The sequence below is a fragment of the Gracilinema caldarium genome (assembly GCF_029265695.1).
GTDB classification, from domain to species: Bacteria; Spirochaetota; Spirochaetia; order Treponematales; family Breznakiellaceae; genus Gracilinema; species Gracilinema caldarium_A.
Genome location: NZ_JAJUHW010000032.1, coordinates 1 through 15,221 on the forward strand (window position 1 = coordinate 1; position 15,221 = coordinate 15,221).

The 15,221-nt window shown below is 51.3% G+C and carries 11 protein-coding genes; 7 read left to right on the forward strand and 4 right to left on the reverse strand.

Annotated features, from left to right (window positions below):
- Window positions 1-165: 165 nt before the first annotated feature.
- Window positions 166-651: a methylated-DNA--[protein]-cysteine S-methyltransferase gene (locus Q7P68_RS10260; protein WP_304225342.1), complete on the reverse strand. Its 486-nt coding sequence runs from the start codon at window positions 649-651 to the stop codon at window positions 166-168.
- A gap of 126 nt (window positions 652-777) precedes the next feature.
- Here Q7P68_RS10260 and Q7P68_RS10265 point away from each other — a divergent pair, with 126 nt between their 5' ends.
- A complete protein-coding gene (locus tag Q7P68_RS10265) occupies window positions 778-4,800 on the forward strand; it encodes a FlgD immunoglobulin-like domain containing protein (RefSeq protein ID WP_304225344.1) in 4,023 nt (1,340 codons plus the stop codon).
- An 80-nt stretch (window positions 4,801-4,880) separates the two neighbouring features.
- Here the strand turns inward: Q7P68_RS10265 and Q7P68_RS10270 are convergent, their stop codons facing one another.
- On the reverse strand, window positions 4,881-5,660 hold the full coding sequence (locus Q7P68_RS10270) for a class I SAM-dependent methyltransferase (RefSeq protein ID WP_304225346.1): 780 nt from the start codon (window positions 5,658-5,660) through the stop codon (window positions 4,881-4,883).
- Window positions 5,661-5,719: 59 nt separating this feature from the next.
- On the opposite strand from Q7P68_RS10270, the gene Q7P68_RS10275 reads away from it, so the two are divergent.
- The 3 genes from Q7P68_RS10275 to Q7P68_RS10285 are packed head-to-tail and all read left to right on the forward strand — an operon-like array spanning window position 5,720 to window position 9,327.
- Complete coding sequence (locus Q7P68_RS10275) at window positions 5,720-6,898, forward strand: mannose-1-phosphate guanylyltransferase (protein ID WP_304225348.1); 1,179 nt, start codon at window positions 5,720-5,722, stop codon at window positions 6,896-6,898.
- Window positions 6,899-6,944: 46 nt separating this feature from the next.
- On the forward strand, window positions 6,945-8,282 hold the full coding sequence (locus tag Q7P68_RS10280; protein ID WP_304225350.1) for an acetate kinase: 1,338 nt from the start codon (window positions 6,945-6,947) through the stop codon (window positions 8,280-8,282).
- Window positions 8,283-8,301: 19 nt separating this feature from the next.
- On the forward strand, window positions 8,302-9,327 hold the full coding sequence (locus Q7P68_RS10285; RefSeq protein ID WP_304225352.1) for an adenosine kinase: 1,026 nt from the start codon (window positions 8,302-8,304) through the stop codon (window positions 9,325-9,327).
- Window positions 9,328-9,343: 16 nt separating this feature from the next.
- On the opposite strand, the gene Q7P68_RS10290 is transcribed toward Q7P68_RS10285, so the two are convergent.
- Entirely contained in the window at window positions 9,344-9,919 is a 576-nt protein-coding gene (locus tag Q7P68_RS10290; RefSeq protein WP_304225354.1) for a DJ-1 family glyoxalase III, read from the reverse strand.
- A 56-nt stretch (window positions 9,920-9,975) separates the two neighbouring features.
- Between Q7P68_RS10290 and Q7P68_RS10295 the strand changes: the two genes are divergently transcribed.
- The 3 genes from Q7P68_RS10295 to Q7P68_RS10305 are packed head-to-tail and all read left to right on the forward strand — an operon-like array spanning window position 9,976 to window position 14,784.
- Window positions 9,976-11,247 carry a response regulator gene (locus Q7P68_RS10295; RefSeq protein WP_304225356.1) on the forward strand — a complete coding sequence of 424 codons (1,272 nt, stop codon included), beginning with the start codon at window positions 9,976-9,978 and terminating at the stop codon, window positions 11,245-11,247.
- Between the two features lie 22 nt (window positions 11,248-11,269).
- Entirely contained in the window at window positions 11,270-13,891 is a 2,622-nt protein-coding gene (locus tag Q7P68_RS10300; RefSeq protein WP_304225358.1) for a response regulator, read from the forward strand.
- Window positions 13,888-14,784 carry a histidinol-phosphatase gene (locus tag Q7P68_RS10305; protein WP_304225359.1) on the forward strand — a complete coding sequence of 299 codons (897 nt, stop codon included), beginning with the start codon at window positions 13,888-13,890 and terminating at the stop codon, window positions 14,782-14,784. The genes Q7P68_RS10300 and Q7P68_RS10305 overlap by 4 nt, the downstream gene beginning before the upstream one ends.
- On the opposite strand, the gene Q7P68_RS10310 is transcribed toward Q7P68_RS10305, so the two are convergent.
- Window positions 14,785-15,141, reverse strand: a complete 357-nt coding sequence (locus Q7P68_RS10310; RefSeq protein WP_304225361.1) for a TraR/DksA family transcriptional regulator — start codon at window positions 15,139-15,141, stop codon at window positions 14,785-14,787.
- Between the last annotated feature and the right edge of the window lie 80 nt (window positions 15,142-15,221).

Genomic DNA, 15,221 nt, shown 5'->3' on the forward strand with positions numbered 1-15,221 from the left:
ACCGACGGAAACAGAAAGCCCTGAAACACTGGAAGCCTTTGCCCAGGCCCTCCTCAGCATCGCCGAAGAAGCCAGAGAAAACCCGGAGCTGATAAAATCGGCTCCCCACAACACACCGGTCGGCAGGCTCGACGAAACCGCTGCGGCCCGAAAACCGGTACTCTGCTACCGGGGCTGAGCCTGTTCAATAGCAAGGAGCCGTTCCTTGCGCCACAGGCCCCCCGCATAGCCGCCGAGCCTGCCTCCGGCGGCTAGGACCCGGTGGCAGGGAACAAGTAGAGGTAAAGGATTGGCTCCACAGGCAGAGCCTACGGCTCGGCTTGCACCGGAGGAAAACCCTAAAGAACGAGCCAAGTCTCCATAGGTTACGGTAGATCCATAGGGGATTTCTCGCAGGGCCTCCCAGACTCTTCTCTGAAAGATAGTACCCCCTGTAAAGGCCAAGGGCACCGAAAACTCCCGCAGAGCCCCGAAAAAATAAGCCTCAAGCTCCTCGGCAAAACGCAAAACAAAGGACGGAACAGAGCCGCCTGAAAGTGCTACCCGTTCATCAACCTGATCATCTACAAAATCCAGAGCTGTCAGTGCCTTGTCATTCCAAGCTGCCTGCAGTACGCCCAAAGGACTGGGTATAAGGACGTAATTTTCCATAAGTTTATTATACCATTAGTATTATATTATTAGTAAGGTTTTTTGCATGCTAATGCAGCAAAAGAGGTCTTTTGTATCGTACCGTTATGGCCGATTGTTATATGAATGTAATTTACGGAGGTATACATGTACATATCCCCCAGAAAGAAGCTTTTATTATTTGTTTCTTTTGTTCTGTTAATGAGCGCAAGTCTGCTCTTTGCCCAAACGGTGGGAGTGGATACAGCTCAGGATCTGTATTCGCCACAGGCGGCCGGAGCGGGTCTTTTTACCACCTCAGCGGGGACCTCCATGGCTCAATCGCTCAATCCTGCCAGCGCAGGGCAAGCCCAGCGGACCGTGCTGGATGCGGGATACCTGATGCTCATGGGCCTGGGGGCTGAGCCTGGAATAGGTCACGCCCTTTCCTTGGGAGCCATATATCCCACGAAATATGCTGTTTTTGCGGGGTCCATGCGGCTGCTTTCCAGTCCCTTTGGGTCCTTTCCCATTGGAACCACATTTGCCATTGATGGCAGCGTCGCCAAAGAACTGTATCCCGGCATGACCGTTGGTGCGGGCTTGAACTTTGGGTTCGGTACCGACTGGACCGCAGCCTTAGATTTGGGCTTCCGGTATAACATGGGGAAACTCCTGTTGTTCGATGATTTTACCTGGGCCGTGGTATTTGGAGGTATTGGCAAAAGTTTTATCCCCTCCCCCTTTACACTTGCAGGCGGTGTCTCCTTCGATTATCTTCGCATCCATGGTAAAGAAGGGAAACCGGATCCCCTGCGCCTCGGCGTTGCAAGCGACCTCGCCTTGCCTGGCTTTATGAACCTTACCTGGAAACTGGGTCTTAATATACAGGTTGCCCAACTCCTCACGATATCTACCTCTACCGGTTTAAATATAGAAGAAGCTTTGCTGGGTAAACATGTATCAGGGATTCCCTCGGTGGGACTTACCATGAATTTTGCCCTGCAGGGGAACGGCAAAAACCAGGAAGGCGAAATTGCAGGAGCCCTGGCAGCCAAGCCGCTGTACAACGATGTGTGGGCCTTTGGGACCGGCGCATCCTGGACCATGGGTGTGGCGGATAAAACACCTCCGGTCATTACGGTTGCATATCCAGAAACCCGTTGGATTTCTCCAAACAACGACGGAAAATCCGATGCCCTGGAATTTCCCATCAGTATTACCGATCAGCGTTATGTAGATTGGTGGAAATTCGAAATTTTTGACAGCCAAAACAACCTTGTTCGCAACTACCGCAACAAGGAACGCAGGCCTGAGACTCAGGGATTCCGGAACATAGTGGACCGGCTTTTGGATGTTAAGTCCGGAGTTATGGTTCCAGAGACACTTCGCTGGGACGGTGTTTTAGAATCGGGCGAAGTAGCCCCAGACGGAAACTATTTCTTTACGGTTTCCGCAGCGGATGACAACGGGAACACCGGCACATCGAACCGCTATGAAGTAATCGTGGACAATACGCCACCCACAGTGGAAATTACCCAAGCCGGCGGATTGGCGGATCTTACAAAACTAATGATTTTCTCTCCCGACGGTGACGGCAACAAAGACAACTTTGAGATTGTCATTAAAGGGTCCAAAGAAGATCTCTGGGATGCAGGTATTTACAATGCATCTGGCGCCAAGGTCCGCTCCTTTAATGTGACAAACGGAGAACCCGCCGCGATTGTCTGGGACGGTAAAAATGACACGGGTTCTATTGTTCCCGATGGAGTCTATTCCTACCGTATTTCGGCTACCGACCGGGCTCAAAATTCCGGCAGCACCAGACTGGAAAACATTATCGTAAACACCGAACAGCCTGTGGTGAGCCTCCTTATTGGCGACAGCTATTTCTCCCCAAATGGAGACGCTATTAAGGATACCCTGCGGCTCAGCCCGGGAGTTCCGATACGGGAAGGTATTGTTGAATGGAAAATGACGGTTAAAGGCCAGAACGGCACACCGGTACGTTCCTACAGCGGCCGGCAATCCGTACCGCCCCAGACCGATTTTGACGGTAAAAACGACACGGGACTCCCCATTGCAGAAGGAACCTACCAGGCAGAACTGACAGTTATTTATCAGAACGGCCATGTGGCCAGCACCCTGTCTCCGACCTTTATCATGGATATAACAGCTCCGAACGGAGCGGTACAGACCGAGTATCCTGCCTTCTCGCCCAACAATGACGGCAAGCAGGACACCATGGTCTTTATCCAGGAAAGCAGCGAAGAAGTAAGCTGGAAGGGAGAAGTTCGGAGAATCCCTGCGGGAGACCAAACCTACCGGGAAGGAAGCGGTATACTGGTTAAAACCTTTAGCTTCGCCGGCCAGGCTGACAAACGGGTAATCTGGGACGGCCGGGATGATACTGGAAGGCTCGCTCAGGACGGCGACTATGAATATCGGCTCGTGTCTACCGACCGGGCAGGCAATACGGGATATTCCAACATGGTTCGCTTTACCCTAAGCACCGCCGATACGCCGGTACTGCTCAACACGGATATGAAGGCCTTCTCGCCCAACGGTGACGGGGTAAAGGATACACTCACCCTCCTGCCGCAGCTGCAGGTAAAAGATGGCATACAGACCTGGAAGGTTGATATACTTGATAGCGCATCCAAAATTGTCCGCAGTTTCGAAGGCAGAGGAAGAGTACCGGATACTATACCATGGAATGGAAGGGATACGGCCGGGAATACCGTACCGGACAGCCAATATACTGCCCGTGCGGACATTAGATACATCAATGGTAATAATCCTGTGGCCCTTTCCCAGCCTTTCGCGGTGGACACGGTTGCACCGGAATTAACCCTTTCTGCACCCTATACTCTCTTCTCTCCAAACCAGGATGGCAGAAAAGACTTCCTGATCCTCGAAATCGGTACCCCCGGCCAGGATACCTGGAAGGCTGAATTAACCGATATGGCAGGTAAGTCGATGATGAGCTGGGCCTGGACAGAACAGGCACCGAGCATTCGCTGGAATGGCACTGACAGTGCAGGAAACCAGGTAAGCGACGGAAACTACCGGCTTACCGTAAGCTCTACCGACGAAGCGGGGAACCGGACCATGCGGACCCTAGAGCCAATAACCGTGGATGCCCGCACCCCCCGAGCCTTCTTTACCGCCTCTGCTATGGGTCTTTCCCCCAACGGCGATGGCCGCTTTGATACAACAAGCTTCTCAGTTGTATTGAATCCCAAAGATGGCATAGAAAACTGGAAACTGGAAATTCTTGGTGCTTCCGGTGCTGTATTCCGTACCCTGGGTTCGGGAAAGACTACTCCTCCAGAGTCGGTTGTCTGGGATGGCAAGAATGATGCCGGCCAAGTTGTGGAAGGCTCCTATACCGCCCGGCTCCAAGTTCTCTATGCAAAGGGAGATCTGATCGACCAGAGCATAAACCCCATCCTTGTAGATATCACCGGGCCGCGGCTCAGCTTCTCCTCCAGTCCCCAATACTTCAGCCCCGACAACGACGGAATAGAAGATGAGCTCACTATGACAGTCGGAGCCCAGGATGATTCGCCTATCGCATCATGGAACCTTGAGATCCGTGAACCCGAGGGACCGAAACAACTCTTCTACCGGATCGAAGGCAGGGGAAGCCCTGCGGGCAAATACACCTGGGATGGCCGCAGCAACAAGGGAGAACTGGTCCAGGCAGCCACAGACTACCCAGTCCAGATCCAGTCGACGGACAGTCTTGGAAACACCAGCACTATAACTTCTATCATTGGGGTAGACGTACTGGTTATCCGGGAAGGGGATCAGCTTAAGATTAAAGTACCTTCCATTATATTCCGTGAAAACGGAGCAGATTTTAATAGCCTGCCCCAGGAGAAGGTGGACAATAACATCCGGGTGTTAAAGCGTATCGCCGAAATACTCAACAAGTTCAGGGACTACAAGGTCAAAGTGGAAGGCCACGCAAATCCTGTAACCAGAACTGCACAGGAAGAAAATCAAGAACTAAAGCCCCTGAGTGAAGCCCGGGCAAAGGCAATCATGGATTTGCTTATCCAGTTTGGTGTAGACCGGAACCGCTTAAGCTATGTTGGCATGGGCGGTACACGGCCGGTAGTCCGCTGGGAAGACCGGGACAACTGGTGGAAGAACCGGCGTGTAGAATTTATATTGATTAAATAATCGCCCTTGAGCTGCCCGCTCATTCGGGCAGTCCATACAAGCTAAAGTTTTTGGCAGTCCGCACCGGCGGACTGCCTTTTTTATTTGCGGCCCACAACAATCAGAGTCTGGGCTTTCTGATCATAAGACCGCTTATCCCAGCCGCCAAAAACAAACACCGAAGTAAAACCCACATCAAGCAAGAGCTTTTGCAGTTCTGTCGATGCATAGAGCCGCTGGTTAAAACTTCGTTCAAATCGCTCTCCATTTTTGAGCAGGATCCAGCGGTTTTTTAGAAATTCCCACCCATTCAGCGCTTCGTACTCCGTGAGGACCACCGCACCAGATCGCTCAAACCATTCGCCTTCGGTAAAGTCCCGGACGGCGATTTCCTTTCCCAGGGTCTCAATTATATAGAGGCCCCCAGCGCTAAGGGAATCATAGGCATTACGGGATACCTGTTTGTCATCAGCGGGATCGGCAAAATAACCAAAAGATGTATAGAGATTTAACACCAGGTCGAAGGATGTGGGTCGAACAAAGTGCCGGACGTCGGCCTGGATCAATTCGACCGTGAGGCCTTCATCGGCGGCGCTTTCCCTGGCGGCTTCCAGGTAGGAAGGGGTAATATCTACCCCCGTCAGCCGGTGCCCCCGCAGGGCTAGTTCTACCGTGAGACGGCCAAGACCGCAGCACTGATCAAGTATTGCAAGGGCTTTGCCGGCCCTTCCCCTGGAAGCCGCCAGAGCGGTATACAGGGCTTCAATTCCATCGGCCACAGCAGGCACTTCAGCCCAGCGCTGTTCGTCGAACATAATAGGAGCGAACTGATCCCAAAAGGTTTCGTCCTTAAACCATTCATCTTTTTTCTTTATATCCATAGGGTTATGATAGCACGGAACAGTTGCGGCAAACAGGCAATATGGCATATAATCGAGTAATGTTTACCGATTGTATCATCATGGCGGGCGGATCGGGGACCCGGCTCTGGCCTGCAAGCAATTCCCGCTGTCCAAAACAGTTTTTAGAGATTCCCGGCGGCGGCACCTTTTTTAAGTCCGCCCTTGAACGAGCCTTTGCGGTTACCGAATCGGACGGATTGGTCATCATCGTTACCGGCATGGGTCATGTACCCCATGTGATTAAAGCCTGTGGAGACCTACCCGAACCTCAGCGAAAACGGATCGTGGTTATTCCTGAACCGGTTGGTAAAAACACCGCGCCGGCTATTGCCTGCGCCGCAACCTTTATAAAAAAACAGGCAACCCACAACAAACGAAATGCCCTCGTGCTCACCAGCGACCATATTATCGGCCCCCTGCAGGACTTTGCAGCCGATGCAGCAACTGCTGCCCAGCTTGCAGCATCCGATGCCCTGGTCGTTTTTGGCATTCCGCCCCAGCGGCCCGAAACGGGCTTTGGCTATATTGAAGCGGGCTCGCAAGTCTCGCCCCTGGGCACCGGGGAAGCCCCGGAAACCGGGGTAGCCCTAGAGGCTAGGGCTTATAAGGTTACCAGGTTCCGGGAGAAACCGGATCTGGCCACCGCCCAGAGCTTCATTGCAAAGGGGAACTTTTTTTGGAATTCCGGCATGTTCGCCTTTAGTGTGGACTTTATGCTTTCCCAATTCCGCGAGCACGCACCGGAAACCATCGCCCCCTTTGAGGCATTGCCCCAGCCCCTGCCGGAACACAAAGAGACCCAGCAGGGCGTTGCTCTTCTGAGCCGCTGGCCCGGCTTAAAAGAGGCATACACGGCCGTGGCCCCTATCTCTATTGACTATGCCATTGCGGAAAAATGTCCTTCCGTTGCCATGGTCGCAAGCCGCTTTTACTGGATCGATGTGGGCAGCTGGGATGAGTACGCCAAAATTCTTGAACAGGGGAAAACAGAGGCAAACTCGGCAAGCCAATCGGTATTCACCGCAGGCTCATCAAACTGCTTTGTCGATTCAGATATTCCTGTAGCCCTCTGCGGCGTGGAGGATCTTATTGTGGTTGTCCGCTCAGGCGCGGACGGCAAAACACCCTCTGTGCTGATTTGTAAAAAGGGCGAGAGTCAGCAGGTAAAAACAATCGTGGAACAAATAAAGAACGCTGATCGAGGCGATCTGTTATAGAACGGCTAGCCGTCTCTGTATCTGTTTATACATTGTGGAGGTTTACATGGTTATTTTAACACTGAACTGCGGTTCGTCGTCTGCCAAGTACCAGGTATACGACTGGGATGCAAAAGAAGTACTTGCGGTCGGAATTGTCGAACGGGTAACCCAGGGCAATTCCTTTATCACTCACAAGGCAAAGGGTAAAGAAGAATATACCAAGCAGCATAACTGCCCGAACCACACCGAGGCGGTAGAGCTCATCATCAGCACCCTGACCGATCCGGTTCACGGGGTAATCCACGATATGGGCATGATTAAGGCCGTGGGGCACCGGGTCGTTCACGGCGGTTCCAAATTCACAAAGTCCGTCATCGTTACCGACGAGGTTATGAAGGCCTTCCACGAAGTCTCTGACCTGGCCCCGCTTCATAACCCGGCGAACATTATGGGTATCGAAGCGGCAAAAAAGGTACTCCCTAATGTGCCCCACTGCGCCATTATGGATACGGCCTGGCACCAGACCATGCCCGAAGCAAGCTACCTGTATGCGGTCCCCTATGATTGGTATGAACAGCATGCGGTCCGCCGTTATGGGTTTCATGGAACAAGCTTCCTCTATACGTCTAAGCGAGCTGCGGTGCTCCTGGGCAAGGATTTCCATCATGTGAATCTCATCATCGCCCATATCGGAAACGGTTCTTCTATTAATGCGGTCAAAGACGGCTGCTCCTTCGACACATCCATGGGGCTTTCTCCCCTGGAAGGCCTTGTCATGGGCACCCGGTCAGGAGACGTAGACCCGGCGGTTCCCTTTTATATGATGCGGAAAACCGGCGCCAGCGCCACAGAAATTGAAAGCATCCTGAACAAAAAATCCGGTCTCTTCGGCATTACCGGACAGTATACGGACCGGCGAGACATTCAGGCTGCGGTCGAAAAGGGAGACCGGCGGGCAGAACTAGCCCAGGATATTGAAGCCTACCGGCTTAAAAAATACATCGGCGCCTACATGGCTGCCCTGGGACGTGTCGACGCCCTGGTCTTTACCGCCGGCGTTGGCGAAATGGCCCCCTTTATCCGGAAAAAGGTCTTAGAGGGACTCCAGGGCCTTGGCATCGTGTACGATCCAGAAAAGAACGCCGTTGCCCGCAGCCGAAATGCGGAAACCAACATTGCGGCCAAGGAATCTAAAATCCCGATTTTCATCATTCCCACCGACGAGGAACTCGTGATGACCGAAGACGCCTACGCCCTTATGGCGGGGACCTACGACATCCACACCAATTTCACCTACACCTTCCAGCATCCGGACTATGTAAATAAGGCCCGGGCCGAGGGACTAAAAAACGATTTGATAAAAAATCCTGCCCTGGCTTCCATTCTTGCCAAGGCAAAGTAACGTATAAGGTTGATGAACGATGCCGGCGGACTGTGAGCTTGTAGGAATTGGCAACGCCCTCATAGATATTTTTGCCCTCTCTACTAACGTCTCTACACCGGGTCTCGGAAACCTGCCCCAGGGACAGGGGCGCCACATCGCCCCTGAGGCATTGGCGGCTCTGGTCCAGCAGCTTTCCGATCCCGTACTGTGCGCCGGCGGAGGCGCGGCGAATACGGTAAAGCTCGCCGCCCAGCTAGGAATTAAGACCGCATTTATCGGCAGCGTGGGAAACGACGCATGGGGCGAGCGCTTCAGGCGTGAACTGGAGGATGCGGGGACTACCGCACACCTGGTTACCGTAAGAGATCCAACCGGCGGCTGCGTGGTGCTGAAAGAACAGGGAAGCAATGCTCGCGTCTTTGCAAGCCCCGCAGCAGCCCTCGCCTTGGGGCCTGAACACGTTGATCGGGATATTATCCGCCGGGCACAGCTCATCATGCTGGATGGCTACATTCTGGGCAGGACCCGCCTGGTAGAACATGTCATGCAAACAGCAGAACAGTATGGAACCTTTATTGCTATCGATGCGGGATCCGTGGAAATTGTTGAGGCCCACGCAAGCCGCCTGGAAACGTACTGCAGGACCAAACCGCTTATTCTTTTCTTAAATGAAGATGAAGCAGAGGCTTTCTGCAAATATCTGGATCCCCGCAGAGCCCTGCTCAATGATGCAGATATGGATGAAGAAGACCGTTACCTGCCGCTGCAAAACCTTACAAAACAGGATATTTTTCCCATTATTGCAGTGAAACTGGGAGACCAGGGCGGCCGGGTTTTTGCAAACGGCGAAGCTTATTTAGCCCGGACCCAGGCGATAGTCCCCTTTGACACCACCGGTGCAGGGGACGCCTTTGCCGCAGGTTTTCTAGCTGCCTGGCTCCGCGGCAAATCACTTTCTGATTGCGCAGAAATGGGAAATCGGCTTGCCCGGGAAATTATTCGCATTCCCGGCACAAAAATAGAGGCCAGAAAACTAGCTTCCCTGCGTAGGGCTTTAAACTAAGCAAGTTGATCGCTAATTAATGCCGTAAAAGCACCGCCGCGGCTACCTTTTCAGCCCCATCGGACCCAACTAAATGTTTAATAATTTCATAGGACCACTCCCCTGCGGTCCCTGCAGAACGGCTTGTTATAACTTGCCCGTCGGCCACTACCCGCTCTTCTTTCCAAAGAGCGCCGCTTACATTTTTTTCCATCCCGGGGAAGCAGGTAAATCGTTTTCCCGAAAGGAGTCCCAGGGGGGCAAGGACTACCGCCGGCGATGCGCAGATTGCCGCCACAAGCTTCCCAGAGTGGTGCATCTCTTTAAGAAGGGTAGCCGCTGTTACTGAAGCAGCAATGTTGCTTGCTCCAGGCATGCCTCCGGGAATCACAATGCCATCCCAGGATGCTGCGCTGAGGGCTCCTTGAGAGCTGAGTTCTGCCAGGGTGGTATCGGTTACCAGGGTCAAGCCCCGGCTGCTTTTTACCGTTTTACTTGCTCCCACTGCCGCAAGGACAACTTCTATACCAGCTCTCCGCAGGTAATCTGCTGGAGTCACCGCCTCTACATCCTCAAAACCCTCAGCTATTAATTCCAAAATTCGTTTTGCCATGAACTGCCTCCTTTCACTTGCATGTTCGTTAACACTCGCCTACAATAAATATAACTATGAAACATGTGGTCATTATTGATGAATCCCCCATTTTCAGGGAATACCTCCGTATCAAACTTGCCGATGCGGGGCTCGAAGTAAGCGTTGCAATCAACGGCCTTGACGGTATCGCCAAGATTAGGAACAACATGCCGGATTTGGTTATCATCGACTACCATTTGAGCCGCCAAAGCTGCACCGAGGTGTTAAAAGAAAAAAAACAGAACCCCAACACCGCATCAATTCCGGTCATTGTTATGGCCCAACGTATTGACCAGAAAAAAATTATCGAACTTGTTCAGTACAACGTCAAGAAGGTTTTTACCAAACCCATTAAAATCGATGCCATCTTTGCAACCCTTGCAGAATTGCTGCAGGTGCATTTTGACCTGGATGATACACCTTCCATTATGGAAGTCCATGTGAACGACAATATCCTGTTTATCGAAATTGCCCAGGGTCTTAACCGGGAAAAGCTGGACCTGCTCCGGTTTAAAATAATGGAATTGATTGATCTGTATGATATTCGGGTTCCCAAAATCATCGTCATGCTGAGTGACATTAAGCTGTCCTTTGCGGATGCAACAAATCTCCAAAAACTGCTGGATACGGTGCTCCAGGCGTCCCGAGCAAAGACTCGCAATATCAGAATTCTTACCAAAGATGATTTTACCCAAAAGTTTATCGCCGGCAGGAAAGAATACGACGGCATCGAAGTAAGCAGCAACCTCCAATATGCCCTGGAAGGACTCCTGGCTGAGATGGATGGTACTACCGAGTTCGGTGAAAAAAAAGCCGAAATCATCAGCGAAAAGATTCTGCAGGCCGAAGAGACCGCAGCCCCGGAATCGGTCTTGCTGAAATTCGGCGCAGAAGAAGCTCGTAAAACGCTAACCATAGAAGATATGCGGGAACGAATGGAAAATATGCTTATTGCTGCGGTGGACGATGATTTTGTTATCCAGGAATTGGTAAAAACAACCTTTGAACAGGTTGGAGCAACCGTTGAATCCTATCCGGACGGTGAAAGTTTCTTAAACACCATAGGGTCTAAAAACTATGACATCCTGTTCCTTGACCTGCTCATGCCCAAGGTTGATGGGTTCAAGGTTCTGCAGGAACTGAAGGCCCGGGATATCAAACTTCCAATTATCGTGCTTTCAGCGGTTACCCAGCGGGAGTCGGTCATCCGCGCCTTCCAGGCTGGGGTAAAGAGCTATCTTATTAAACCGCTCAAGCCAATGGAGATACTTAAAAAAACCATGGAAGTAGTGCGTCCTACCATGTGATGGCTACCGCAGGAAGGTATTCATGAGTGAAGAGCTGAGCTCCGCGCCGCTTAATTTGTACCAGCGTCTCTTTCTCAATGCCAGCGCCGCTGTTGCCTTGCTCGATGAAAACGGCTTTCTTGTGGATGCCAATGAACCCTTTAAACGAACCTTCGATTCCCTTGCAGGCAGAGATATCGCTAGTTTGGATGAAAGTTTCCCCGAATTTTTGCACTCCCGGGATGCCTATAAATTTGCCTACCATTTTTCCAGGCTCATTACCGGTTCAAGCCGATCTGTCAGTTTCAGCACCTTTTTCCGAAACGCATCGGGGAGCCCCCGCTGGCTCAATATCCGAGCCTGGGCTATTCCCGAGGAAGAGAAGGCGCTCCCCCACCAGCGGGGTCCCTTTGTGGCCGTCCTTGTGGATGACGAAACGGAAGAACGGCAGGAGGGCAAACGACTCCAGGAAGCCAAAGAAATTGCTGAACGGGCTATAGAAACAAAAAGCCAGTTTCTTGCCAACATGAGCCACGAAATCCGCACCCCTATTCAGACCATCATTGGTATGAGCGAGCTTTTACAGGATACAAACCTAGACCGGGAACAAAGCGAATATACCCGGCAGATACGGTTTTCTGCAGACGTACTGCTTTCTCTTGTTAACGACATACTTGATTATTCAAAAATAGAAGCCGGTAAACTAACCCTGGAGCATATCGATTTTTCTGTTGAACAGATGATTGAACAATCGGTGGATATGATATCCCTGGAGGCCCATAAAAAGGGGCTCGAAATTGCCATCGATGTGCCTAAAGAAGCGGCGCTGCAAATTAAGGGAGATCCCAACCGGTTCAGGCAGATTATCATCAATCTGGTAAAAAATGCGGTTAAATTTACCCGAGAGGGAAGCATTATCGTTTCCTGCAGGAAAACCCTGTACCAAGATACAGAGGCTCTTACTATTTCAGTAGCAGATACAGGTATTGGGGTGGCTCCCGAATTACGGCCTCGACTTTTTACTACATTCTTTCAGGGGGACCCATCCACTACGCGGCGCTTCGGCGGAACCGGACTTGGCTTAGCAATTTCGCGGCATTTAGTACAGTCCATGGGCGGGGAAATTTCCATGGTGCCCAACGAAAGTTTCGGGTCCATTTTCCGGTTTACCGTACCGGTAGAACGATCCCATTTTGATTTTGCCGCAACCTATCCACACATACACCAGGATGACCGAGTCCTTATTGTAGATGACCATAGTGAGACCCGGAGGATCCTTTCTGCGTATCTTACGGAATTGGGATACGCCCATGTGGAAGACGCCGCTTCCGGCGAAGAGGCTCTGGGCAAATTGGTTACCGCATCGGTGGCAGGGCGGCCCTTCTCAATCGCCCTCATCGATATGATAATGCCAAAAATGGATGGCTGGCGGCTTGCCGCAGAAATTAACAACAATAAGTCGATAAACGGCGTCAGGCTTATTCTGATGGTTCCCCAGGGAATGCTGGGAGCCGAAGCAAAGATGACCCTCCTGCGGTGGTTTAATGCGTACATTATAAAACCAATAAAACGGAGGGAACTCTATGATGCCCTGAGTGCTGCGGACATAACACCCCTCGATCTCGATAGCGGCACCGACCAGATGCATAATACAGCTGTGCCAGCTGAAGAACTCCCACCTGTTCAGCCAGAGCAACTTCAGACCTCGCTAGAAAATCCCATGGTTCCAACAAAGGTGACTTCACAGACTGGGTCGCAAAAAGCCAAGGCAGAAGACAGTACTGTTTCTGACATGAGAACCCAAGCAAAGGTTCTGATTGTAGAAGATCATCCGGTAAATCAGCAGTTATTCTGTACGATCCTTGAGAAGATAGGCTTCTCTCATTTATTAACCGCAGATGATGGTATAGATGCCCTTGAAAAGGCCCAGAACCATGAAATCGATATTATCTTTTTGGACATTCAAATGCCCCGTATGAACGGTTATGAGACCACACGACAATTACGGCAGCGGCACTTTACAGGTCCTATAATCGCGGTTACCGCCAGTGCCCTTGCAGATGAACGGGAGCAATGTATGCAGGCCGGTATGAATGATGTCCTTATAAAACCTTATCGTCGGACTGACATAGAGGCAATTTGTAAAAAATGGCTCCCTGCAGCGCTCGATACCGCCACCGGCAAAGGGAACGACCCCGTATTTGATTTTAGCCCCGATCCCCTGCCCCAAGAAATCGAAGAGCTGGAGAGTGTCGAAGAAAATGAAATACATGAGATAGAAAGTTCCAGCTCAGAGCTGGAGAGTGTCGAAGAAGAAGAATGTGATACACAGAACATACTGGACACTGAACAGCTTTTAGCCAACTTTTTCGGCAACCGGGAATCGGTTCAAAAATTATTAGCGCGGTTCATGGAACGTACGGAGGCTGAACTTACATCACTGCCTGAGCTTATAAAAAGGGAGGACTGGGAAACCGCCCGACGGGAAGCCCATACCATTAAAGGCAGCGCCTTAAACCTTGCCGCGAACGAATTAGGGCAATCGGCAGCCCGGCTCGAACTTGACATAAAGGACAGAAAGCTGGAGGATATTCCTGCCGACCTGACAGCCCTGAACGGGGCCTACGAGCGGTTCAAACCCATCGCGGAGCAATTTATACGATGAATTATGCATGCCTTCACACCCATACCACATTTTGCGACGGCCGCGACACCGTCGAAGTTCTCTGCCAGGCAGCCTGGGAACAGGGTCTTTCCATTTTAGGATTCAGCGCCCACGCCCCGCTGCCAGCTGAAAGCGGCATTATAACCCAGTGGCATCTGCCAATGGACAAGCTCGAAGCTTATATTGAAGCTGTTCAGGCTGCAAAAAAAGTCTGGGAAGGTAAGCTGGCAATCTACCTTGGACTTGAGATTGATTATATCCCAGGCATCTGCGGACCGGCGGACCGCCGCTTCGACGCCTATAACCTGGATTACCGAATAGGTTCGGTCCATTACCTTTCCACACCAGACCTGTCATACTATTTTACCGTAGATGGCCCAGCAGCCGAATGGGAGGCAGGTGTACAGGAACTTTTTGCCGGAGACTATGAAGCAGCCGCCCATGCATACTGGATGAACATGGAAGACATGATAAAAGCCGGAGGCTTAGACATACTGGGGCACATCGATCTAGTCAAGAAAAACCAAAAACCATGGTGGGACGATCAATTTCCTGAGTCCTACCGCCAAGACGTTCGGCGGGTACTTATGGCTTTACAGAGAAAGTCCATCGTTGTAGAAGTAAACACGGGTGCTATGAACCGGGGAACCATGAACGAAACCTATCCTTCCCTCGGCATTTTGCGGGCCATGCGGCAGCTTTCTATTCCCGTGACAATCAATGCAGACGCCCACAGCACGTCCCACCTGAAAGGGAATTATGATAAGGCTATAGAAGCACTTAAACAAAGCGGATACGAGGAAATAGTCAATTTCTATAAAAACAGAAAGGGCCCGTCAGGTGAACCCAACGGACCCTCTGCATGGATCAGGGAAAGGCTCCCTCTGGAATAACTAGCGGTTACGACGTTCCTCCGCGGTCTTGCATTCAATGCACATGAGCGCGTACGGAATCGCTTCCAGCCTGTCCTGGGGAATTTTTTTGCCGCATTTTACACACAGACCATACTTGCCCTGCTGAATCCGGCTCAGGGCATTGTCAATTGCCTTAAGACGTTTGACATCCTGAGTCCCAATCGCCTCTATCATCTTTCGGTCTATATCATCGGAGGCAATATCGGCAAAATCCTTAGGATCCATTTCTTCAACGATTTGTTTGAAATCTTCATTGCCTGATATCAGGTTCGTGATGATCTCTTTCTTGAGATCGATCAGGGATTGCTTCATTTTTTCAACGAATTCTTTATCCATGCCGGTCCCCCCTTATAAGTCCGGCTACATTGCCGTACAACGTAACTTTTGTCAAGATGTTTTTGGTATGGTTGACAAAC